The organism is Paenibacillus rhizoryzae (genome assembly GCF_059686995.1).
In genome coordinates this window covers 239,901-261,554 of record NZ_JCAALT010000006.1, presented here as the reverse complement: position 1 = coordinate 261,554, position 21,654 = coordinate 239,901, and the positions used below count along the sequence as shown (strand labels likewise).

Sequence of the window (21,654 nt, the reverse complement as noted above, 5' to 3'; positions counted from 1 at the left end):
TGCAGCATTAGCCGCACGAGACGGTTTGGACGGCCAGATGCTGCATTTCATGCAACATTTTCAGTTCTAGATGCGGTAGGAGATGGAATTTGCAGCAATAAGGCTGTCTAGAAATTCTAACGAACCCTACAGGCGCTATTACATTTAAAAAGCTGCTCTAGAAATTCTAACGAACCTCACGGGTCTTATTCGGTGCTTAAATGCCCTATTTAGTTTGAATTTCCCCAAATAGCGTCTCCACGGTTCGTTAGAATAATTTAAAGCTGTTTTTGCCCCGAATAAGACCCGTACGGTTCATTAGCGCACCGCCACCGCACCGTCACCGCGCCGCCACCGGTTACTTATAGATGTAAACCTTCTTGTTCACACCATCCCACGAAACTTTGGCACCAAGCAGCTCGGCTGAAGAACGAACGGCGATGTACGTTCTGTTGTCGAACAGCAGGTAGTTCGTGACCGGCTTTCCATTCACGTAAGGGGTTGAGGTTTCGGAATCCCAATAAACCGGTACGCCCAGCGACTCGCCGAGCTGCCGCAGCGGCATATAGGTACTGCTATCGACGATGCGGCCGTAAGCAGCTAATTTATCGTTCACCACGATTTTGATCGTATCTTCCGGACTTTGCGGCTGAGGCTGGCCCGGATTGGCGTAGAGGTTATAAAATGCCTGCTCCATCGCATCCAAGTCCACGACGTTGCCGCCGATTCCATCGACACTGCCATCGTCGGAATATTGGAATACGGCCCACTCGCTCCAGGTCGGGTTATCCATCGGTTGGTCCACGTCGTAGTGAGCGACCCACAGCGGCCATTGGCCAAGCGGCTGAGTCAGATTGGTTTTGGCGAAGCTCGCCCCGGTGTAGAGCATGGTTGGATGGCCTGTCAGCCGGTTAACTTCTGTCAACCAGTCCACGCACCACTGCGTAAGCTTGGAAATGGGCACTTGGCCCGCATCTCCCTCCACGTCGAGCACATGAGGAAAATCCGATTTGAAACCTTTGATCGTATTGGCAAAATGAGCTGCCTCCGATTTGGCGTCATTCGACTCGGGATGCACGTAGTGGTAGAATCCCGTCTTAATGCCGGCTGCAGCTGCTGCAGTAGCGTTCGTTGAGAATTTATCGTCTTGAAACGAAGTCCCTTCGGACGCCTTTATGAAAGCAGCTAGTACCCCGGTCGCATGAACCTTCTTCCAATCGATGACGCCTTGATGATGCGATACATCAATGGCTTTCACATTGCTTGGGCTCTTGGCTTGCATCACATTCAGCTCCATTCTAGTAGATGTAGTCGTACTAGCTTATGAGGATGAGAGGCATTTGGATTGATCATCCTGCCTAAATACGGAAAAACATCCCTGAGCCGCCCACAGCCCGGGATGTTCATTAGTCCAATACCGTACTAGCCCCGCAAGAACAATGCCCCGATCGCAAGCGCGCCAATGATGCCCCAAACCGCATTCAGGTTCAAGTAGTACACCATGATGAAGAAAGCAACTGCGAGCAGGAAGGGGATGAAGGTAATCACGCCCGGCGTCGTCTTCATCGCATATTTGGCAAAATCATATGCCAGCATCGCCATCATGACGAAGATGACGGGCTGGATGCCGCGGATCATCCCTTTGATGATCGAATTATTTTGCAGCTTCGACATGACGCCGACGAGCACGATCATCAGCAAAGCCGTTGGCAGCACAACGGCGGCGAGGGCTACCGTAGCGCCGGCCCAGCCGGCTACTTTGAACCCGATATAAGCGGCTAGCTTCGTCGCAATCGGTCCCGGCAGGGAGTTACCGAACGCAAGCGCATGGCCGAAGTCCTCCGTCGTCATCCATTTCATGCGGCTCACAACCTCGTTCTCGTACAGCGGGATGATGGACGGTCCGCCTCCATAGCCCAGCATCGTCGCTCTGCCGAACGAAATAAACAATCTCCACAGCTCACTCCACATGGCTGATCCGTCCTTTCTTCTCTAGATCTTCAATGGACTAATTATAAACATCAGGCGCGCTGGGATACAATGTTATATTGCGCTGTACGGATATTCGGGCGGCTTGGTAAGATGGAGGGGACACCGTTACGGCCAATAAGGTATAAGGAGGTCCCACCCCATGCCCTATCCCATCGAAAATAAATTCGTCATCGCCGTTGCCTCCAGCGCCTTATTCGACCTCGAAGAATCGGATCGCGTCTTCCGCGAACGAGGAGAGGACGAGTATCGCAAGTTCCAGCGCGAGAACGAGAATAATATCTTGGCGACAGGCGTCGCCTTTCCGCTGATCAAACGATTGCTGCGCATCCATGCTTCCGACGAGGAACAGCTCGTGGAAGTGGTGCTGCTCTCGCGCAATGATCCCGATACCGGACTTCGCGTATTCAAGTCGATCGAGCATTATCAGCTGCCGATTAGCCGGGCCGTCTTCGTTACAGGGAACAATCCGTTCCTGTACATGGAAGCCTTCAACGCGTCGCTCTTCCTCTCCGGAAACCCGGAAGATGTGAAAGAAGCCGTCGAGCACGGCTATCCCGCTGGTTGCATCTATCCAACCGATTACGTGGACGATGATGAAGATGAAGAGCTGCGGATCGCCTTCGACTTTGACGGTATCATCGCCGATGACTCGGCGGAGACCGTATTTCAGCGGGGCGGCGCGCTGCATTCGTTTCACGATCATGAGAGGAGCAAAGCAGGCGAGCCGCTGCCGGGTGGACCGCTCTTCCGTTTCTTCGGCGAAATTGCCAAGCTGCAGAAACGCGAAAGCGAGAAGAAGCTGCTTAATCCGGCCTATAAGCCGAAGATCCGTGTCGCCATAGCGACCGCCCGCAATGCGCCGGCGCATGAACGGGTCATCACGACGCTGCGGAAGCAGGATATTCGCGTCGACGAGGCTTTCTTTCTAGGCGGTATCGATAAAGGACGGGTGCTGGGTATCTTCAAGCCCCATATCTTCTTCGACGATCAGGTAGGCCATATCGAAGGTGTCGCGCGCAGCGTGCCTTCGGTGCATGTGCCTTTTGGCATCACGAATACAACAACGAAACGATAAGGAGTTTGCAACCCATGCGCAATATGGAGGAAATCCTCGGCAGGCTGGTAGAGTGGACGCAGAAGCACAGCATGATTCGGGCCGTTATGATGACGAGCTCGCGTACGAACCCGAATGCGCCGGTCGATCTGCTGTCGGACTATGACATCGAGCTGGTGGTAACGGACGTTACTCCGTTTCGCGGGAGTGATGCGTGGATTACGCAGTTCGGCGGGATCATGACGGATTATCGGGAAGATCATGAGCGCTCGATAACGCGGCTGGTGCTATTCGAGGATGGCGTACGGATCGATTTTCAAGTATACCCCGTGGAGCAACTGCAGGAGATGATGAGCATGCCGCTGCTGCCGGAAGAACTCGATATCGGCTACCGCGTACTGCTTGATAAAGACGGCCTGACAGCCAGCATGAAGCAGCCGCAGCATACCGGTTTTATAACCGATAAACCTTCCCGTGAAGACTATCATTCGCGGGTGAACGCATTTTGGTGGGATATCACGTATGTGGCGAAGAGCTTGTGGCGAGATGAGTTGTTCTATGCCAAGTACATGCTGGACAGTGTCATCCGTTTCGACATGTTCATGCCGATGATCGAATGGCATATCGGGGTGAATCAGGATTGGAATGTGAATCCGGGGAAGCATGGGCGATGGTTCAAGCGTTACTTGGACGAGCAGACATGGTCCGAGCTGGAACAGACCTATGCGGGTGCGAGCCGGGAGGACAATTGGCGGGCGCTCTTCGCGATGACGGATTTGTTCCGCAAGCTTGCAACCGAGCTCGGTGAGAAGCTGGGCTACGATTACCCTCACGCGCGGGATCGCAGGGTAATCGCCTATATGCAGAGGATTCAGCAGATTGAGCCGGACGCGCAGCAGTTCTGATTCAATCGGCCCGAGGCAATCTTAGCCCCACAGGCCAAGCACGATAACACCGCAAGTGATCAACACGGAAGACCAGATCCGCTGCTTGCCCTGTTTCTCGTGGAGGATCAGAATGCCCATCAGCGTGCCGAACACGGTGCCGATTTCGCGCATTGGCGCTAGCAGCGAGACAGGGCCAAGCGACAGCGCATATAAGAAAATCAAATAACCGCCGGGCGCGATAACACCGCATAGCAGCATGATTTTGCCATTCCGGCGGAGCTCTCGTTTCATGCCCTTAGAGCGGATAACGGCTGGGGTCAATGCGAGCAGATTGCCTGCCGTTGTCAACGTGTTCAGCACGATGGCGGGCACGTAATCTAGCGCGAGTTTATCTACAATGATATAGCTGGCGATGCAGAGCCCAACTGCCAGAGCGAGCAGTGGCGCGCGCATCGAAGTGCCCACGCCGCCCGATTTGATGTTGCTGAGCGCAACAATTCCGATCACGATGCACACTACGCCCAGATACCCAGCCAAGGTCAGCTGTTCGTTGAGCAAAGTGACGCCGAACCGATCAGCGGGACCAGCAAGGGGCTGGTTCCTCGCATGATGGGATACACCTGGGACAAGTCACCGACGGAGTAAGCGGCTGCCAGCAAGATGGTATATAAACCGTGAAGGGCAGCGGCTGCCGCAATGATCCACCAACCATTGGCGCTTAGGTGCGAGCCATCCCATAGTGCTATTCCCCAGGGCACCATCAGCACAAGTCCAACGAGCTGGCATAACCAGAGGAATACATTTTTATCGAGGCTGCGTTTCGTAAATAAATTCCATACGGAGTGCAGAAATCCGGAGCCAAGTACGAGTAGAAAAGCTGTGCTTAGCATGAGTGAACCGCCCTTTTCCGATTATTGGTAGTAGGCAGAATAATTCGCCCTCGCGCGGTTATTTCCCTGCCCTCTATGTCAGAGAACATGATATAGTGGAACACATAGTCAATCGATTGGAGTGAAAGCGACCATGGATCAGTTCTTATTCACGCAGCTCAAATTTGTGCGAGATCAGACATTGAAGCTATTGGAAGGCGTTACGGAAGAGTCGGCAGACCGGATACCGGACGGATTCCGTAATTCGATTCGCTGGCAGCTGGGACATATCTTCGTCGTGCAGGAACGGTTTGCTTTTCAATACCTGGAGCTTCCGCTTCAGCGGCCCGAAGGGTTTAAGGAATGGTTCGAATTCGGCACTTCGCCGCTTAATTGGGCGGAAGGAGATGCGCTGCCTACGCTTGATGAATTGAAGCAGCTGCTTGGCAGCCAGGTGGAGCGCATCCAGGAGGCCATCTCGCATCGCTTGGAGGAGAAGGTCCCGAAGCCCTATACGACTTCGATGGGGATCACACTTTCATCGCCGGAAGAGTTTCTAAGCCTGAATCTCTACCATGAAGGCATGCATATGAGCATGATTAAAGTATATAAAACGCTGCTCGCTCGAAGCTAAAACGCCATTTATTGGGAATAGTAAGACCACATGGGAGTGTTTGTTTCCTCCATGTGGTTTTTTTATATGCATGAAATTCATCTCATCTTTACATCATCTGCATCTGTTCTTCATTGATTGCCGTTAAACTGATCCTAGAATATCGCGAAACGGGAGCCGGAAATGAAAACCATATTGATCGTCGAAGATGAGGACATATTGCGCGAGATCAGCAAAGACTACTTTCTAAACGAAGGCTATAAGGTGCTTGAGGCGGCCGACGGGAAGGCTGCGCTGAAGTCGTTTCAGGAGCATGAAGTGGATCTCGTCGTACTCGACATTATGCTGCCCGAATTAGATGGGTGGTCGGTTTGCCGCAGGATTCGCAAGCAATCCGACGTCCCGATTATTATGCTGACTGCCCGGGTCGATGAGGATGACACGCTGCTTGGATTTGAGCTCGGCGCCGACGACTATGTGACAAAACCGTACAGCCCGCCCGTCTTGCTCGCAAGGGCGAAGCGTTTGCTTGAAAGCCGCAGCAAGGTCGGCAAGTCGGCGCAGTCGGAGGATTCCTTGACGATAAACGGCATTAAGGTCCACTTTCCGTCGCGAACCGTTACGATCCACGATGCAAGAGTCAATTTCACGCATACCGAGTTTGAAATCCTCGCCTACCTCATGCTTAATCAGGGAAATGTCATTACGCGCGAGCAGCTGATTACAAAAATATGGGGCTATGAGTATGTTGGGGACGATCGTACAGTGAATACGCATATCCGAAATTTGCGCACGAAGCTTGGGGATAAGGCCTCCATGATTGTGACGATTGTACGCACAGGCTATAAGTTCGAGGCCGGGGCATGAGAACCGGAATTGTATTGAAATTGTTCATTCTGACGACAACCTTGTGCATGCTTATCCTAGCAGTCATTTATATCGGCCAAACGATCTTTTTCAAAGAATATTACGCAAACCGGAAAGTGAGCGACTTGCAAGCGAAATTAGCGGCTTTCAAGACGTCCTATATCGATGCGCGAGGCAATTCGCTTGCCATTCAATCGCTGGAGCAGGATTTTTACAGGACGAACAATGTAACCATTACAAGCCTGGATCACGACGGTAACTTAAAGCATGTAAATGACTTCTACCTCGAGCTCAGAATGCTTAAGGCTTTGACGAAAGAGGAGGAGAAGGAGCGCATTAAAGTCCCTCTCTATCAGCTCATCAGCATGGAGGAAGCCGCTTCGGGACAAGCGTTGATTACAACCGGCGTTCAACTGATGATTACGGGAATAAAGAGTCATTCCGTGCTCACGCCGATTGTGCTGCAGCATCCGTCCGGGGAAGTGTTGTATGCCAACGAGCCGTTCAAGCGCAAAGTATTCGGGAGCGGCGAGAGATATAAATTTGAAGAAAAAAGGAAACCGATGGCCCCGGATAAATCGTCTTTCGTGAATCTATTCGGCGTCGTCACGGACGTACGGTTTCCTAAAGGCGGGGGCTCGTCGGACTTTATCTATTCCAACAAGCTCTTCCTGGAACAAATCAATGCCTTTCAAGCGAAGCTGCTATTCGATGACATGCAGCTCACGGATGCGCTTCTCATCCAGGATTACGAGCAAAATAACGTGAAGTACAAACTGTTCATCCAGCCGGTTCATTACGTCAACGGTACGACAAACTATATCTTCGCCATGGCATCGCTGCAGCCGGTAGACGAGGCCGTTCAAATGATGAAGGACTACTATGTCTACATCATCGCGTTCGTGATTGTGCTTATTTTGATTGCGTCGCTGTACTTTTCCATGAAAATCGCAAGGCCATTGCTGCGCATCAATCAGACGACGAAGAAGATCGCAAATCTGGATTTCTCAGAAACGATTCCTGTTCGGTCAAAGGATGAAATAGGCGACCTGTCGCGTAACATCAATCAATTATCCGCTACGCTGCATTCCTACATCGGGAAGCTGCAAGAAGACATCGAGAGAGAGAAACAGCTGGAGAACACGAGGAAAGAGTTTATCTCAGGCGTTTCCCACGAGCTCAAGACGCCGCTTAGCGTCATGAAGAGCTGCATCTCGATTCTTAAGGACGGCGTGGCCGCGCATAAGAAGGATCATTACTTCGAAGCGATGGAGAACGAAGTCGACAAGATGGACCATCTCATCGTAGATATGCTTGAGCTGGCGAAGTACGAGTCCGGCACTTATAAGATGCTGCAAGACGTATTCTCTATCGATAGGTCGGTCGAATCGATCTGCGACCAATTAGCGCCGGGGATGGCGGCAAAACAATTGCGGCTAAGCATTCGGGTGGTTCCCGCACTAGTTGTAGCCAACCAGCATCGGATCGAGCAAGTGATCACGAATTTCATGACGAACGCGGTCCGCTACACGCCGGAGAAGCATGAAATCATTGTCTCCATGATCGAGGAGACGAATCGAATCGTCGTCTGCGTCGAAAACAAAGGCGCCCATATTCCGGAGGATCAGCTGGATAAAGTCTGGGATCGCTTCTACCGGGGAGATACGTCAAGGCAGCGAGCCGATGGCGGCACCGGGCTGGGACTCGCCATCTCCAAAAAAATATTGGAGCTGCACGGGGTCGAATACGGCGCGCGAAATACGAAGGATGGCGTTATGTTTTACTTCAGCTTGAATAAGAACCGTTAGTCGTTCTATCTTAACCGCTTGTCAAGAAGGCGCTCGTCGCCTCTCTGACAAGCGGTTTTTTGTTCGCCATCAATCTTTATTTCATCTTTATTTCTGCTCCATGCTGTCTTTATCGCCTTCAAGTACGATCTAATCATGAAAACAACCACTAAATATGCAGCCATAGCCGTTGTCGGAGTCATCTTGTCTACAAGTTTCTTCCAAATTAAATCAGAAGGAGCAACGAAATCGAAATCGGGCGGTGCTGGTGCGGGTAAACCAAAGACCACTCAGTCCAGTAACGTTTCAAATTTGCCTTTGAAAGGAAAAACGATCGTTCTCGATCCCGGCCATGGCGGCAAGGATGTCGGTTCCATTGGCGGCGCGGGAACTTACGAGAAAGATGTTACGCTCCTTACGGCGTTAAATGTGAGACGGAAATTAATCCAGCAAGGCGCGACTGTTGTCATGACGCGCGATGCCGATTCGACGATCTCGCTGAAAGGGAGAACCGAGGTAGCGGATGCGCAGAATGCGGACTTGTTCATTAGCATTCACTTCGACGCTTTTCAGACCAGCGATGTGCACGGGATGACAACTTACTACAACAAGCCGCAAGATCGGAAAATCGCCCAGACCATTCATGACCAGTTATTCAAGAAGGACATGCCTACGAAGGATAGAGGCATACAGTTCGGCGATTACCACGTGATTCGCGAGAACGCGAAGCCGGCTGTTCTGCTAGAGCTCGGCTACATTTCGAATAAGAACGAAGAAACGAGAATGAAGACCGAGTCGTTTCAAGAGCAAGTATCGACTGCCATTGCTAATGGCGTAATCGAAAGTCTGCGTTAATGGGCGGAGGAGAGATCACGGCCATGTTTCGTAAAGTCATGAGGCGGCACAGCTTCGTTGCCATCTGGTTTCTTGCCCCCAGTGCACTGGGATTTATGGTTTTTTACTTGATTCCTTTTATGATGGGCTTTTATTACTCTTTTAGGGATCGAACGACTGGCGGTTCATTCGTCGGTTTCGCCAATTACAAGGAGCTGCTGGCAAGCGATTCCTTCTTGAAAGCAGCCAAAAACACGTTTCTGTTTACTGCGGTCAGCGTTCCCATCACCATCGCTATATCGTTGTTGCTGGCGTTGCTGTTGAATCAAAGCATTTACTTCCGCAATTGGCTCAGAACTGCATACGTCCTGCCGCTTGTCGTGCCCGTCGCATCCGTTGTCCTGATTTGGCAATTACTATTCGATTGGAACGGAGCGGTGAATAGCTGGCTGCATGGATGGAGCATCGCCCGAATCGATTGGATGAAGTCGGAGTGGGCCAGAGGCGTGATCTCCGTCGTCTATGCTTGGAAAAACATCGGGTACAATATTATCTTGTTTTTGGCCGGCCTGCAGAGTATCCCTCGGGATTATTACGAGACAGCTGAGCTTGAAGGAGCGGGCGCTATCCATAAGTTTAGCCGCATTACGCTTATCTATTTAACGCCAACTCTGTTTTTCGTCATCTTGATGGGGCTTATCAGCTCGTTTCGGATCTTCAGGGAAACCTATCTAATCGCGGGCGATTATCCGCACGACAGCATTTATATGCTGCAGCATTACATGAACAACATGTTTTTGTCTCTCGATATTCAGAAGCTGACGTCCGCCGCTGCATTGATGGTGGTTTGCCTGCTTGTACTGGTATCGGGAATGTTCGCCTTGGAGCGCCGCTTTACTCATTTCTTAGACTGATGGGGAGAAACAATGAAACTGAAAGCTTCTATTTCCAGAGGCGTAATCACGCTTCCGCTGGCGTTGGTCGCGATCCTGATGCTGCTGCCGATTATCGTATCGTTCACCAACTCGCTCATGACGGAGGATGAAATCGGCTCCAACTATGATTTGATCGGGACAATGACGGACGCGGCAACAGGCGGTAAGGACGCATTCGTTAATTTGAAGCTCATTCCCGACTGGGTTTCGTTCGAACAGTACGGGAAAGTGCTGATCGCGACGCCGATTTATTTGAACCTATTCTGGAACTCGGTTTACATGGTCTCGCTCATTATTGCAGGGCAGGTTATCGTGGGCGCTCTTGCGGCCTATGCCTTTGCGAAACTTCGCTTTCGGGGGAGGGACAGGCTGTTCTTCGTTTACCTCATGGCCATGTTGATGCCGTTTCAAGTGACGCTTGTACCGAACTATATCATTGCCGATAAGCTAGGTCTTCTGAACAGCGCAAGTGCCATTATTCTGCCCGGTATCTTCGGAGCCTTCGGCGTGTTCATGCTAAGGCAGTTCATGCTGTCGATCCCGAATGCTTACGTTGAAGCAGCTTATATGGATGGAGCCGGTCATTTTCGCATTTTTCATCAAATCATCGTTCCGCTCATCAAACCGGGCTTCGCGGCGCTCATCGTTTTATTGTTCGTCGATTATTGGAACATGGTCGAGCAACCGCTTATTTTTCTGGAAGACGATTTCAAGCAGCCGCTGTCGGTGTATCTCTCCGTTGTTCAGCAGGAGGCGAAAGGCGTAGGCTTCGCGGCGTCGGTCTTCTATATGTTGCCGATGGTGCTGTTATTTATGAATGCGGAATCTTATTTCATCGAGGGCGTTCAGATGTCCGGCATTAAAGGGTAGGAGGATACACCAAGTGGAAAGGCAAGATACCGAGCAAGTGAATATGGGCAGGAAGAAAAAGGTTCGATTGCTTGCCGCCTTGTTTGTCGGCGCATTAATCGTGCTTACCCTGTTCAGCAATACGCTGCAAATGATGACGTTAACGAAGGTGTGGACAACGGTCGGACGGCAAGGGGAGTTCGTTCGGAGCTATTCCGGAAGCGGTAATTTGGAGCCGGTCATGGAGGCTGCGTTATCGAACAAGGCGGGGTGGATCGTAAGGACCGTCAAGATTAAAGCAGGAGAAAGCGTTAAGAAGGGACAGACGCTGGTCGTTTACGAAAGCCGCGAAGCCGAGAACCGTTATTTAGACGCGAAATCGCAGATGGAGCAGCAGCAATTGTCCATTCAAGGTTTACAGGAACATTACGTTACGGCCGTATCTAGCGGCGATGCGATCCAGATCCGCAGCGCAAAACGGGATCTCCAGAGTGCGCGTATTACGATGGATGTCCAGCACCGAACGCTGGACAGCATGAAGGCGGAATTGGCAGACAATCGCGAGCTGAAAGCTCCCTTCGACGGTATCGTGACGAAAGTAGGTGCCGTGGATGGAATGATTTCTGCGAGCGCCGGTCCCGATATTCAACTGGCTTCCTCCAGTCTAGGTTATCAAATGCAGGTACAGGTACCTGCCGACATTGGCGACCGATTGAAGATTGGTCAGAAGCTGGACATCCAGGTCGGGCCAGCGGATAACGCGGAAGCGATGGTTGGCCTTGTAGCGGGCATTGAAACCAAGGAGTCCCAGCTGATTCTCGTCGTTTCCGTGAAACATGAATCGCTGCGTGGAGGCGAACAAGCGCGTCTTAACCTTGAATTTGCGTCAGCCGATACGGGCGGAATCCTGATTCCGAGCAGCGCCATTCATAGGGAAGGCTCCGAAGCTTACGTTTACGTCATCGAGGAGCGAAAAGGGCCTCTCGGCAATACAAGCCATGTGCGCAAGGCTATGATCGAAATCGGCGATTCGAACGAATTCGAAACGGTCGTGCTTCAAGGGATCTTCCCGGACGCGCCGATTATCGTGGAAAGCAGTGAACCCGTTACTGATGGAGTTCGGGTGCGGGTAATGACGAAATCATGATCATCCAATCAGAAAGAGGGAAATGAAAAATGAAAAAAGCACTGATCTTAATGGTGAGCTGTTTCATGTTGATTTGCTTAACGGCATGTGATGGAAACAGCAGCAACAGTAGCAAAAATAGCAACAGCAGCAACAATAGCAACAATAGCGCTTCTGGGAATTCATCGCAAAATGGCGCACAACAATCGCAAAGCAATACAAGCAATGAATCAAGCACTGCAGCGAATGCCGACGCTGCCCCTCAAGGGCTTGAGCCGCTGGACGATAAACCGAAAACCATTGTCGTATCGATACTTGCCGCTACCGATATCTACAAGCAGGCGAAAGAAAAATACGAGGCGCTGCATCCGAATACGACGATTGAACTTAAAGAATTTGCTCCTAAAAGCGCAATGATAAGTGGTCCGGACGTGGAGAAATATATCAAGTCAACGACGACCGAGGTATTGTCCGGCAAGGGAGCGGATTTATTCGCGTTTACGACGGTCGAATTGCCCATCGATAAGTACGTGAATAAAGGCGCGTTCGAAAACATGGACGATTGGATGAAGCGGGATGCCGGATTCGATCAGCAGCAATACCAGATGAACATTATGGAAGGCTCCAAAATGAACGGCGGCCTCTATATGATGCCAGTTGAATTCTACTTGGAAGCTTTGTACGGGGACGCGGAGGCGATCAAGAAAGCCGGCGTTACGATTGATGATAAGAACTGGACGTGGGGCCAGTTCGTCGAGATCAGCAAGCAGTTGGCAAGCAAGAACGGACAACCTTCCTCCATTGCTTTTTTGCCGCCTGAGGCGATGATCAACAATCTCGTGTCCGACAACTATAACCGATTAATCGATGGAGCGAATGGCAAAGCATCGTTCGATACTCCGTTCTTCACCGATTTACTGACGGATGTAAAGAAGATGTACGGTGAGAAGGCGCTAAACGGCGATACCCCATCACTTACAAAAAGCAGCCTTTCGTATTCATTAATGACGTCCCCAAGCGATTATCTCTTACGACTTGGCTTGTATTACAAGAACGGAAGGGTCTATCAAAAACCGCATGCCGCAGATCAAAAATCGGGCATATCGTTTCTCGTGACGAATCAAATTGCCATGAACGCCAATTCGGAAGTGAAGAGGGATGCTTGGGAGTTTATGAAGTTCCTGCTGTCCGAAGAGATGCAATCGGCCGGATATTCGGGATTCTCGATGAATAAAGCGGTGAATGAAAAGGCGATCGAAGATGTGAAGAAGAATGGTATCGATAAGAACGTAGCTGCCAAAGGCGGCGGCGCTGCGGCCGAAGCGACTGATGCAAATCTTAAGATGCTCCGGGAGATGCTGTCCGAGGCTAGTTTACGAAATATAGGCTATGAAACGACCGTCCAGAAAATCATTGCGGAGGAAGTCAAAGCGTTCTTAACGGGACAGAAAACGGCCGATGCAGTCGCTAAACTGATACAGAATCGGGTTACGACTTATTTGAATGAATAAAAACCGCTTCATGTGATCGTATCGATTGGTTATACTATCCAGTAGAAGATATGATCCATGAAGGAGGTAGCGCCACGATGAATGTACAACCTGCCAGCGAAGCCATCATTTCATTCCAAGGCGTCACCAAGCAGTACGAGGGTGATCCCGCCGTGCTGAAGGACGTCAGCTTTGAGATCGAGCGCGGCAAGTTCTATACGCTGCTCGGTCCTTCGGGCTGCGGTAAAACGACGATTCTGCGATTGATTGCCGGATTTACGGAGCCTACGGAAGGCAAGATTTATTTTAACGGGAAAGTCATCAACCATATTCCTGCAAACAAACGCCAAGTGAACACCGTGTTCCAGGATTACGCGCTCTTCCCGCATCTGAATGTGTTCGAGAACATCGCATTTGGCCTGCGCATTAAGAAAATGAAACAGTCCGAAATCAAGGAGAAGGTGCTTGAAGCGCTCCGTTTCGTCAATCTGGTCGGCTACGAGAACCGTGAAATCAAGGAGATGTCAGGCGGCCAGCGGCAGCGGGTAGCCATTGCGCGAGCGATTGTGAATCGTCCCGAAATCATCTTGCTGGACGAGCCTCTCTCTGCGCTTGATCTTAAGCTTCGTACCGAAATGCAGGTGGAGCTGCGCGATCTGCAGCGACGCCTTGGCATTACGTTCATCTTCGTTACGCATGATCAAGAGGAAGCGCTCGCGATGTCGGATGAGATCTTCGTGCTTAGCGAAGGGGTAATCCAGCAAAGCGGTACGCCGATGGACATCTACGATGAGCCAATTAACCGGTTCGTGGCTGATTTTATCGGAGAATCGAACATTGTAGCAGGCAAGATGACGCAGGATTTCCTAGTCGAGTTTGCGGGAAAATCGTTCGTCTGCGTCGATCAGGGGCTGCAGCGGAATGAACCGGTAGACATCGTCATCCGTCCGGAGGACTTGGAAATTACCCGTCCTGAGGACGGCAAGCTGAACGTGAAAGTAGAAGCGCAGCTGTTCCGCGGCGTTCACTTTGAAATTCAGTGCATCGATGATGCCGGCAACAAGTGGCTCGTTCACTCGACGCGCAGAGCGGAGGTTGGGGAGTCCATCGGGCTGACCTTCGACCCGGAAGCCATTCACGTCATGCGCTTCAACGAGACCGAGGAAGAGTTCGATAGAAGGCTGGAAGCTTACTCATGAGGAACGCAGCGCATGCCCAAATAAACGCACCGATCCAAGCACAGTCACGTTCTCGCAATATGTACCTCATTCCGTATTTGCTGTGGATGCTGCTGTTCGTAGTTGCGCCGATCGTGCTCATCGTCTACGATTCTCTCTTTGATGTGGAAGGCAACTTCACCTTCACCAACTATGCGCATTTCTTCACGCCGGTCTATATGAAGATGACGTTCAGCTCGTTCTGGTACGCTTTCTTAATTACGTTCTTTTCCTTGCTGATCGGTTATCCGGCGGCCTATCTGTTAACCCGCACCAAACATAAACAGCTTTGGCTGCTGCTGATCATTCTGCCCAGCTGGATCAACTTGCTGCTCAAGACCTATGCATTTATCGGCTTGTTCGGAACCTATGGAGCCGTCAACGCGATCCTCGAGCTGATCGGCATCGGGAATCAGCAAATCTTGTTTACGGATTTCAGCTTTATTTTCGTATCGGTCTATATCTTCATTCCGTTCATGATTCTGCCCGTATTCAATGCGCTTGAGGAGCTGAACCCCTCGCTCGTGGATGCATCTCGCGATCTTGGCGCATCGCCATGGACGACCTTCCGCCGGGTCATCTTCCCGCTTACGTTAAGCGGCGTGAAATCCGGCTGTCAGGCTGTGTTTATTCCTGCATTGTCGCTCTTCATGATTACGCGGCTTATCGCAGGAAACCGCGTCATTACGCTCGGAACGGCGATTGAACAGCATTTTCTCGTGACGCAGGATTGGGGCATGGGTGCCACAATAGCTGTATTTCTCATCATTGCGATGGCGGTTATTATGATCTTAACCGGCAATCGCAACAGAAGCAGGAGGTAGGACAAACGATGAATCGTAAACTGAAGCTCTCGAATGTCTATCTCTGGCTCATCTTCATCATCTTGTATGCGCCGATCTTCTACTTGTCCTATTACTCGTTTAACAGCGGGGGGACGATGCACGGATTTGATGGGTTTACGCTGGATTGGTACAAGGAAGTGTTCGCCGATACGCGGTTGCTAATCATTCTGCTCAATACGCTGGTCATTGCACTGCTAAGCGCCGTGATTTCAACGATTCTTGGCGTAATTGGTGCTATTGCCATCCACCGGCTGCGCAAGCGGAAGAATCAGAATGCGCTGCTGTCGCTCAACAATGTGCTTATCGTCAGTCCTGACGTTATTATCGGGGCGTCCTTCTTGATCCTGTTTACGATACTCGGCATTAAGCTCGGTTTTGCTTCGGTGCTGATTTCCCATATTGCATTCAGCGTACCGATCGTCGTTATCATGGTGCTGCCGAAGCTGGAGGAAATGAGCTCTTCGCTGCTTGATGCCGCTCGCGACCTTGGCGCAACCGAATGGGATGTGCTGTCAAAGGTGGTACTGCCGTTTATCAAGTCCGGCATTTTCGCGGGGTTCTTCATGGCCCTGACGTATTCGCTCGACGATTTCGCCGTCACGTTCTTCGTCACGGGTAACGGATTCACGACATTATCGGTTGAGATCTACTCTAGAGCTCGACAAGGCGTATCGTTGTCTATCAATGCGCTGTCGACGCTGATCTTCGTCTTCACGATGCTGCTTGTCGTCGGCTACTATTTCATCAACCGCCGCGGGCAAGTTTCGGGGCGCGGCGACCGCCGCACGGATTGGGGGCTTCCTAACAAATGAAATCGCTCGTTCGGATGCTGCTCGTCGTGCTTGTGCTTGCTTTTGCCTTAATGTACGGCGCTTCGGCGCTCAACTCGTCGCAGGGCTACTCCGGCGACAATACGCTTACGATCTACAATTGGGGCGATTATATCGACCCGGATCTGGTGGCTGCTTTTGAAGAGGAGACCGGCATTAAAGTCATCTATCAAACCTTCGATTCCAACGAAGCGATGATGACCAAAATCGAACAAGGCGGCACAACCTTCGATATCAGCGTGCCCTCCGAATATGCCATCAGCAAAATGAAAGAAGAAGATCTGCTTCTGCCGGTTGACAAGTCGAAGCTGCCGAATCTGAAGTATATTAACCCGCGTTTCATGAATCTCTCCTTTGATCCGGACAATGCCTATTCGATCCCGTATTTCTGGGGAACGGTCGGGATTGTGTATAACACGGAGCTGATGAAGGGGCTGGATTTCAAGAGCTGGGATGATCTGTGGGACCCTAGCTTGCGCAATCAAATTCTGCTCGTGGACGGGGCGCGTGAAGTCATTGGCTTCGGGCTGAACAGTCTGCATTATTCACTGAACGATACGAATGAGGACCATCTGCAGGAAGCGAAAGCGAAGCTGGAGAAGCTGACGCCGAATGTGAAAGCCATCGTGGGCGACGAAATCAAACTGCTGCTGGCCAATGAGGAAGCAGCGGTTGGTGTCGTGTGGTCCGGTGACGCATCGGAAATTATCGGCGAGAATGAGAAGCTCACTTATGTGGTGCCGGAGGAAGGCTCGAACCTATGGTTCGATAACATGGTCATTCCGAAGACGGCGAGGAATATCGAAGGCGCCCATCAGTTTATTAACTTCATGCTGGACCCCGAGCATGCTGCGCAGAATGCGGAGTATGTCGGCTATTCGACGCCAAACGAGAAGGCCATGGAGTTCCTGCCCGAGGAGATCTCCTCGGATGAGCGGTTCTATCCGAAACCGGAGCTTACTGCCAAGCTAGAGGTCTACAAGAATTTGGGCAAAAAAATGCTCTCCCACTACAACGAGCTGTTCCTGGAGTTTAAGATGCACCGGAAATAGCCATAAAATCAGCAGAAGTATGCGGACCCGCTGCCACCTAATTATCGGATCGTATTGAAAGCCGGCGCGTCCGTGATCGGACCGATCTCGCTGACAGGCGTGGCATACGGGCCGGTGCTTTAAGATCAAATGAGAACTGGAAGTCCGTTCGCAGCTGCGAGCGGGCTTTCTTGCGGAGGTGCGAGATGATTTATTTGGAGACGGAGAGACTGCGATTGCGCGACTGGACAGAGGCGGACCTGGTACCATTTGCCGAGCTGAATGCGGACGGAGAGGTGATGAGGTATTTTCCGAAAACCTTATCGGCGGATGAAACGAAGGTGTTCTACAACGCCATAGTGTCTGAGTTTGCGGAGTGCGGATTTGGGTTATATGCCGTGGAAGTGAAAGAAACGAATGACTTTATCGGATTTATTGGCTTCCACCTTGCGACATTTGAGTCGGATTTTACACCGTGTATTGAAATTGGATGGCGGCTGAAGAAGGAGGCTTGGGGCAAAGGCTACGCGACCGAGGGGGCGAAAGCCTGTCTGGATTACGGATTTAGGCAGCTGGGATTCAGCGACGTTTACAGCTTTACGGCGGATATCAACAAACCTTCCAGTCAGGTCATGCAGAAAATCGGAATGCGGTTCATTAAGTCGTTTGATCACCCTAAAATTGAAGCGAGCAGTCCATTACTTAAGCATGTTCTCTACCACATCTCCAGTTTGTACTGATGGACAACGCTTTTACATATTTCTGTTGACAATTTTAACCACGTAATGATACTATCTTCTCCCTGTCGCTTTTCTAAAATCTTCAATTTCTGGAGGTATCGGTACGTGATAACCGTAGAAGGAATCAGTAAGACATTCCTGGTCGCCAAGCGGCAATCAGGTGTTGGCCATGCGCTCAAATCGTTATTCCACCGGGAATACACGGCCGTTGAAGCGCTGCAAAATATTTCGTTCCACATTCCTCCGGGTGAAATCGTCGGGTACATCGGGCCAAACGGTGCCGGAAAATCGACCACGATCAAGATCATGAGCGGCATTCTCGTACCTGACCGAGGCTCCTGTGTAATTAAGGGATTTACCCCGTGGGAGGATCGGGTCAAGTACGTGAAGAACATCGGCGTCGTGTTCGGACAGCGCTCCCAGCTGTGGTGGGATGTCCCCGTCATCGAATCATTCGATCTGCTGCGCGATATCTACAACGTTCCGCAAGCACAGTACCGCGAGACACTTACGCTGCTTACCGAAACGCTGGACCTGGGAAGCATTCTGTACACACCGGTGCGACAGCTCAGCTTGGGGCAGCGAATGCGCTGTGAAATCGCCGCCTCGCTGCTGCACAGCCCAAGCATCTTGTTCTTGGATGAACCGACAATTGGGCTCGATGCCGTTTCGAAGATCGCGGTGCGTCAATTCATTAAGACGATCAACAAAGAGAAGGGTGTTACCGTCATTCTGACCACGCATGATATGAACGATATCGAAGCGCTGGCCAGTCGGATTCTGCTGATCGGAAAAGGAACGCTGCTCTACGATGGCAATGTGCAGGGGCTTCGCAGCCGATTCGGCACGAAACGAACGATAACCGCCGATTATCATGAGAACAGCCGTCCTATTGCCATTCCCGGCGTATCGCTCCTGTCTTGGACGCCGGAACGGGCGATCCTCAGCGTAGATACGGAGCAGGTGATGATCTCGGAGGCGATCGCGCAGCTGTCCGCACAGGTTGAGCTGCTGGATGTGGCGATCGAAACGCAGCCGATTGAAGACATCATCGTGCAGATGTATAAGGAGTATCAGCTATGATGAGGGCGTACATGTCCGTATTCAAGCTGCGAATCACCACCGGGCTGCAATATCGAGCGGCGGCATTGGCCGGAATCGGCACGCAATTTTTCTTCGGGTTTATGTTTATTATGATTTTTGAAGCCTTCTACGCGCATTCCACCGGGCAAGAACCTCCTATGACACTGTCCCAAGTGATCACCTACACCTGGCTGAGGCAAGCTTTTCTCGCTCTGGTGATGTTATGGCTGCGAGATAACGAGCTGTTCTCGCTCATCAAGAGCGGCAACATTGCTTATGAATTGTGCAGGCCCAGCAGTATTTATAACTTCTGGTACGCCAAGCTGCTTGCACAACGATTGTCGAGCGCGCTGTTAAGATGTTCTCCTATTCTGCTAGTCACGGTTTTCTTGCCTCGGCCTTACCGGCTTGAGCTTCCTCCGGATTGGCTTACCTTTCTGATCTTCCTTGCGGTTTTGGTTATAAGTATGCTGATGGTCGTTGCCATCTCGATGCTCATCTACATATCGGTATTTGTTACGATGTCACCGGGCGGTTCCTTGTTGATTTTTAGCGTTTTCGGGGATTTTCTGGCGGGGATGATCGTGCCGATTCCGCTTATGCCGGGGTGGATGCAAGAGATTGTCTATTTGCTGCCATTCCACTGGACGGTAGATTTCCCATTCCGCGTATTTACGGGTGATATCGCGAAGCTGGATGCTTTGAAGGGGCTGGCTATGCAAACGGCTTGGCTGATCGCGTTAGTCGCATTCGGCAAATTCACCATGAACCGCTCGCTTCGGCGCGTCGTTGTGCAGGGAGGGTGAGGAGGCGTCATGAGCTTATATTTGAAATATATGAAAATCATCCTTAAATCGGAGATGCAGTACCGGGTATCCTTCCTGCTGCTGACGCTGGGTCAATGTCTAACCCCGTTTACAACGTTCGCCGGAGTGTACTTTATGTTCGAGCAGTTCGGCCAGCTCAAAGGGTGGAATTTGTATGAGGTCGTGCTTTGTTTTGCCGTGACGCAGATGGCTTTCTCGTTTACGGAATGTTTTGGCCGAGGATTTGATACATTCTCCAGCCTGGTCGTGAGCGGGGATTTCGACCGCTTGCTGGTTCGTCCCCGGGGCACGGTCATCCAAGTATTCGGCTCTCGGTTCGAGTTCGCCCGAATTGGCCGGCTGCTGCTGAGCGGTGTCGTGTTAATCTGGGCTGCAGGCAATATCGAAGTGGACTGGACGCTGCTGAAGGTAACCACGTTGGTATTGATGGTGGTCAGCGGGATCGTCATCTTCACGGGCATCTTTATCCTCGCTGCTTCCATCAGCTTCTGGACGGTGCAGGGGCTGGAGATTGCCAATATCTTCACGGACGGCGGACGCGAAATGACGCAGTACCCGCTGAATATCTATCACAAATGGGTGAAGCGGTTGTTCACCTTCGTCATCCCATTCGGCTGCGTAAACTACCTGCCGCTGCTGTACATTCTGGGCAGAGAAGGCGGCAATCACCCGCTATACGCGATGGTGCCGCTGGCGGGGTTCTTGTTCCTCGTGCCCTGCCTGCTCGTATGGCGCGTCGGCGTACGGCATTATCGGTCGACGGGGTCGTAAGTGCGCAAGAAGAGGTAGCCTAAAAGGTGCCCGGCGGCGCGCCGAAGAACGAGGAAATAAGCCCATGAACGGTACAGGGTACCGCACATGGGCTTATTTTGAAGGGAAAGGTCGCAAGAGCGGTGCTGGTAACCGCACATGAGCCCAATTCAGTGAAAGCTGCTACGGCTGCCGGTACATCGCGATGCAGGCTTCCTTGATGAAAGCCTGCTCCTCGGCGGAGAGCGCGTACAGCTGCGGCTGCTGCTCCGCGGGCAGGGCATTCAACGCCGCCCAAGCCCGCTTCATCCCGGCCGCGATGGCGGGATCGCCCTGCGAACGGCGATTGTTCAGCGCCGTCAACTGCTGCGCCAGCGCGACAGCCTCCGGACCGGTCGGATCCGCGCCGGCTGAGATGAGCCGTTCCAGCTCGGCCCTAAATTGCCTGTAGCTGCGGAAAGACTCCTCCGCGAAAGGCTGCCTGGCCAGCCGCTGCAGCGTCTCCTTCGAGTACGACTTCGCAGCGATATCCTGCACCGTATGCAGCTCCTCCGGAGTCAAATAGGCATGCACCCATGTCGGCTTCAGCTCCGTCTGCATGAGCGCGATCACATGAGCGATCGCCTCCACATTTGGCTCACCGGCAGCAACCAGCTTCTCTGTCTCTTCAATCGCGGCGATAACGGAGTCAAGCTGAGCTCGGCGCTCCAACACCATCTGCTTCTGCGCGGCAAGCGCGCGAGCCAGCGAAGCAGACGAGGCGTCGTCAGCCCGTCCTTGCCGCTGCCTGAGGGCCTTAATCTCGTCCAAAGAGAAGCCAAGAAACTTCAACGCGAGAACCTGTTGTAGCTGCGTCAGATCCTCGTCCGTATACAGCCGATGTCCCGCTTCCGTATGAGCGGAAGGAGATAGGATGCCTTTCTTATCGTAGAACCGCAGCGTTCTCACAGAAACAGATGCTTTCTTAGCGAATTCGCTTGTGCGATACAAATGGCTGCTCACCACGGATGTCCTCCTCTCGTATTGAGAACGATCATAGACTATGACGC

At 51.7% G+C, this 21,654-nt stretch carries 23 protein-coding genes; 18 read left to right on the top strand and 5 right to left on the bottom strand.

Annotated elements, in window-relative coordinates:
* Nucleotides 1-337: 337 nt before the first annotated feature.
* Nucleotides 338-1,261, bottom strand: coding sequence for a GH25 family lysozyme (locus AC6ESO_RS19285; RefSeq protein WP_497092772.1), 924 nt, complete (start codon nt 1,259-1,261; stop codon nt 338-340).
* A 140-nt stretch (nt 1,262-1,401) separates the two neighbouring features.
* Nucleotides 1,402-1,950 carry a chromate transporter gene (locus tag AC6ESO_RS19280; protein ID WP_497092771.1) on the bottom strand — a complete coding sequence of 183 codons (549 nt, stop codon included), beginning with the start codon at nt 1,948-1,950 and terminating at the stop codon, nt 1,402-1,404.
* A gap of 160 nt (nt 1,951-2,110) precedes the next feature.
* Here AC6ESO_RS19280 and AC6ESO_RS19275 point away from each other — a divergent pair, with 160 nt between their 5' ends.
* Nucleotides 2,111-3,046: a 5'-nucleotidase gene (locus AC6ESO_RS19275; protein WP_497092770.1), complete on the top strand. Its 936-nt coding sequence runs from the start codon at nt 2,111-2,113 to the stop codon at nt 3,044-3,046.
* A 14-nt stretch (nt 3,047-3,060) separates the two neighbouring features.
* Nucleotides 3,061-3,930, top strand: a complete 870-nt coding sequence (locus AC6ESO_RS19270; protein WP_497092769.1) for an aminoglycoside 6-adenylyltransferase — start codon at nt 3,061-3,063, stop codon at nt 3,928-3,930.
* A gap of 21 nt (nt 3,931-3,951) precedes the next feature.
* Here the strand turns inward: AC6ESO_RS19270 and AC6ESO_RS19265 are convergent, their stop codons facing one another.
* Complete coding sequence (locus tag AC6ESO_RS19265; RefSeq protein WP_497092768.1) at nt 3,952-4,419, bottom strand: EamA family transporter; 468 nt, start codon at nt 4,417-4,419, stop codon at nt 3,952-3,954.
* A gap of 32 nt (nt 4,420-4,451) precedes the next feature.
* Nucleotides 4,452-4,802: an EamA family transporter gene (locus AC6ESO_RS19260; RefSeq protein WP_497092767.1), complete on the bottom strand. Its 351-nt coding sequence runs from the start codon at nt 4,800-4,802 to the stop codon at nt 4,452-4,454.
* Nucleotides 4,803-4,935: 133 nt separating this feature from the next.
* Between AC6ESO_RS19260 and AC6ESO_RS19255 the strand changes: the two genes are divergently transcribed.
* From AC6ESO_RS19255 to AC6ESO_RS19180, 16 genes are all read left to right on the top strand, one after another.
* Nucleotides 4,936-5,415 (top strand): DinB family protein, encoded by a 480-nt coding sequence (locus tag AC6ESO_RS19255; protein ID WP_497092766.1) that lies wholly within the window; start codon nt 4,936-4,938, stop codon nt 5,413-5,415.
* 162 nt (nt 5,416-5,577) lie between these two features.
* Nucleotides 5,578-6,261, top strand: a complete 684-nt coding sequence (locus AC6ESO_RS19250; protein WP_497092765.1) for a response regulator transcription factor — start codon at nt 5,578-5,580, stop codon at nt 6,259-6,261.
* Nucleotides 6,258-8,069 (top strand): sensor histidine kinase, encoded by a 1,812-nt coding sequence (locus AC6ESO_RS19245; RefSeq protein WP_497092764.1) that lies wholly within the window; start codon nt 6,258-6,260, stop codon nt 8,067-8,069. Before AC6ESO_RS19250 ends, AC6ESO_RS19245 begins: the two co-directional genes overlap by 4 nt.
* 135 nt (nt 8,070-8,204) lie before the next feature.
* Entirely contained in the window at nt 8,205-8,903 is a 699-nt protein-coding gene (locus AC6ESO_RS19240) for an N-acetylmuramoyl-L-alanine amidase family protein (RefSeq protein WP_497092763.1), read from the top strand.
* Nucleotides 8,904-8,926: 23 nt separating this feature from the next.
* The gene (locus AC6ESO_RS19235; RefSeq protein ID WP_497092762.1) at nt 8,927-9,796 is read left to right on the top strand and encodes a carbohydrate ABC transporter permease; all 870 of its coding nucleotides are present in this window, start codon (nt 8,927-8,929) and stop codon (nt 9,794-9,796) included.
* A gap of 12 nt (nt 9,797-9,808) precedes the next feature.
* A complete protein-coding gene (locus AC6ESO_RS19230; protein WP_497092761.1) occupies nt 9,809-10,687 on the top strand; it encodes a carbohydrate ABC transporter permease in 879 nt (292 codons plus the stop codon).
* Nucleotides 10,688-10,700: 13 nt separating this feature from the next.
* The gene (locus tag AC6ESO_RS19225) at nt 10,701-11,813 is read left to right on the top strand and encodes an efflux RND transporter periplasmic adaptor subunit (protein ID WP_497092760.1); all 1,113 of its coding nucleotides are present in this window, start codon (nt 10,701-10,703) and stop codon (nt 11,811-11,813) included.
* Nucleotides 11,814-11,842: 29 nt separating this feature from the next.
* A complete protein-coding gene (locus AC6ESO_RS19220) occupies nt 11,843-13,303 on the top strand; it encodes an ABC transporter substrate-binding protein (protein WP_497092759.1) in 1,461 nt (486 codons plus the stop codon).
* Between the two features lie 77 nt (nt 13,304-13,380).
* Nucleotides 13,381-14,481, top strand: coding sequence for an ABC transporter ATP-binding protein (locus AC6ESO_RS19215; protein WP_497092758.1), 1,101 nt, complete (start codon nt 13,381-13,383; stop codon nt 14,479-14,481).
* On the top strand, nt 14,478-15,323 hold the full coding sequence (locus tag AC6ESO_RS19210; RefSeq protein WP_497092757.1) for an ABC transporter permease: 846 nt from the start codon (nt 14,478-14,480) through the stop codon (nt 15,321-15,323). The genes AC6ESO_RS19215 and AC6ESO_RS19210 overlap by 4 nt, the downstream gene beginning before the upstream one ends.
* An 8-nt stretch (nt 15,324-15,331) precedes the next feature.
* Nucleotides 15,332-16,156, top strand: coding sequence for an ABC transporter permease (locus AC6ESO_RS19205; protein ID WP_497092756.1), 825 nt, complete (start codon nt 15,332-15,334; stop codon nt 16,154-16,156).
* Nucleotides 16,153-17,226 carry an ABC transporter substrate-binding protein gene (locus AC6ESO_RS19200; protein ID WP_497092755.1) on the top strand — a complete coding sequence of 358 codons (1,074 nt, stop codon included), beginning with the start codon at nt 16,153-16,155 and terminating at the stop codon, nt 17,224-17,226. Before AC6ESO_RS19205 ends, AC6ESO_RS19200 begins: the two co-directional genes overlap by 4 nt.
* 185 nt (nt 17,227-17,411) lie before the next feature.
* On the top strand, nt 17,412-17,945 hold the full coding sequence (locus tag AC6ESO_RS19195) for a GNAT family N-acetyltransferase (RefSeq protein WP_497092754.1): 534 nt from the start codon (nt 17,412-17,414) through the stop codon (nt 17,943-17,945).
* 105 nt (nt 17,946-18,050) lie between these two features.
* A complete protein-coding gene (locus tag AC6ESO_RS19190; RefSeq protein WP_494820900.1) occupies nt 18,051-19,028 on the top strand; it encodes an ATP-binding cassette domain-containing protein in 978 nt (325 codons plus the stop codon).
* A complete protein-coding gene (locus AC6ESO_RS19185; protein ID WP_497092753.1) occupies nt 19,025-19,834 on the top strand; it encodes an ABC transporter permease in 810 nt (269 codons plus the stop codon). Before AC6ESO_RS19190 ends, AC6ESO_RS19185 begins: the two co-directional genes overlap by 4 nt.
* Before the next feature lie 9 nt (nt 19,835-19,843).
* The gene (locus AC6ESO_RS19180) at nt 19,844-20,626 is read left to right on the top strand and encodes an ABC transporter permease (protein WP_497092752.1); all 783 of its coding nucleotides are present in this window, start codon (nt 19,844-19,846) and stop codon (nt 20,624-20,626) included.
* A gap of 162 nt (nt 20,627-20,788) precedes the next feature.
* Here AC6ESO_RS19180 and AC6ESO_RS19175 read toward each other — a convergent pair whose 3' ends face one another.
* Nucleotides 20,789-21,607: a MerR family transcriptional regulator gene (locus tag AC6ESO_RS19175; protein ID WP_497092751.1), complete on the bottom strand. Its 819-nt coding sequence runs from the start codon at nt 21,605-21,607 to the stop codon at nt 20,789-20,791.
* Nucleotides 21,608-21,654 lie beyond the last annotated feature (47 nt).

What these genes read in the sequence shown, in the direction of transcription:
- AC6ESO_RS19215 (WP_497092758.1), top strand. Translation starts at nt 13,381, where the DNA reads ATGAATGTACAACCTGCCAGCGAAGCCATCATTTCATTCCAAGGCGTC.
- AC6ESO_RS19285 (WP_497092772.1), bottom strand. Translation starts at nt 1,261, where the DNA reads ATGCAAGCCAAGAGCCCAAGCAATGTGAAAGCCATTGATGTATCGCAT.
- AC6ESO_RS19230 (WP_497092761.1), top strand. Translation starts at nt 9,809, where the DNA reads ATGAAACTGAAAGCTTCTATTTCCAGAGGCGTAATCACGCTTCCGCTG.
- AC6ESO_RS19240 (WP_497092763.1), top strand. Translation starts at nt 8,205, where the DNA reads ATGAAAACAACCACTAAATATGCAGCCATAGCCGTTGTCGGAGTCATC.
- AC6ESO_RS19270 (WP_497092769.1), top strand. Translation starts at nt 3,061, where the DNA reads ATGCGCAATATGGAGGAAATCCTCGGCAGGCTGGTAGAGTGGACGCAG.
- AC6ESO_RS19180 (WP_497092752.1), top strand. Translation starts at nt 19,844, where the DNA reads ATGAGCTTATATTTGAAATATATGAAAATCATCCTTAAATCGGAGATG.
- AC6ESO_RS19260 (WP_497092767.1), bottom strand. Translation starts at nt 4,802, where the DNA reads ATGCTAAGCACAGCTTTTCTACTCGTACTTGGCTCCGGATTTCTGCAC.
- AC6ESO_RS19255 (WP_497092766.1), top strand. Translation starts at nt 4,936, where the DNA reads ATGGATCAGTTCTTATTCACGCAGCTCAAATTTGTGCGAGATCAGACA.
- AC6ESO_RS19185 (WP_497092753.1), top strand. Translation starts at nt 19,025, where the DNA reads ATGATGAGGGCGTACATGTCCGTATTCAAGCTGCGAATCACCACCGGG.
- AC6ESO_RS19220 (WP_497092759.1), top strand. Translation starts at nt 11,843, where the DNA reads ATGAAAAAAGCACTGATCTTAATGGTGAGCTGTTTCATGTTGATTTGC.
- AC6ESO_RS19200 (WP_497092755.1), top strand. Translation starts at nt 16,153, where the DNA reads ATGAAATCGCTCGTTCGGATGCTGCTCGTCGTGCTTGTGCTTGCTTTT.
- AC6ESO_RS19235 (WP_497092762.1), top strand. Translation starts at nt 8,927, where the DNA reads ATGTTTCGTAAAGTCATGAGGCGGCACAGCTTCGTTGCCATCTGGTTT.
- AC6ESO_RS19205 (WP_497092756.1), top strand. Translation starts at nt 15,332, where the DNA reads ATGAATCGTAAACTGAAGCTCTCGAATGTCTATCTCTGGCTCATCTTC.
- AC6ESO_RS19245 (WP_497092764.1), top strand. Translation starts at nt 6,258, where the DNA reads ATGAGAACCGGAATTGTATTGAAATTGTTCATTCTGACGACAACCTTG.
- AC6ESO_RS19275 (WP_497092770.1), top strand. Translation starts at nt 2,111, where the DNA reads ATGCCCTATCCCATCGAAAATAAATTCGTCATCGCCGTTGCCTCCAGC.
- AC6ESO_RS19195 (WP_497092754.1), top strand. Translation starts at nt 17,412, where the DNA reads ATGATTTATTTGGAGACGGAGAGACTGCGATTGCGCGACTGGACAGAG.
- AC6ESO_RS19280 (WP_497092771.1), bottom strand. Translation starts at nt 1,950, where the DNA reads ATGTGGAGTGAGCTGTGGAGATTGTTTATTTCGTTCGGCAGAGCGACG.
- AC6ESO_RS19210 (WP_497092757.1), top strand. Translation starts at nt 14,478, where the DNA reads ATGAGGAACGCAGCGCATGCCCAAATAAACGCACCGATCCAAGCACAG.
- AC6ESO_RS19250 (WP_497092765.1), top strand. Translation starts at nt 5,578, where the DNA reads ATGAAAACCATATTGATCGTCGAAGATGAGGACATATTGCGCGAGATC.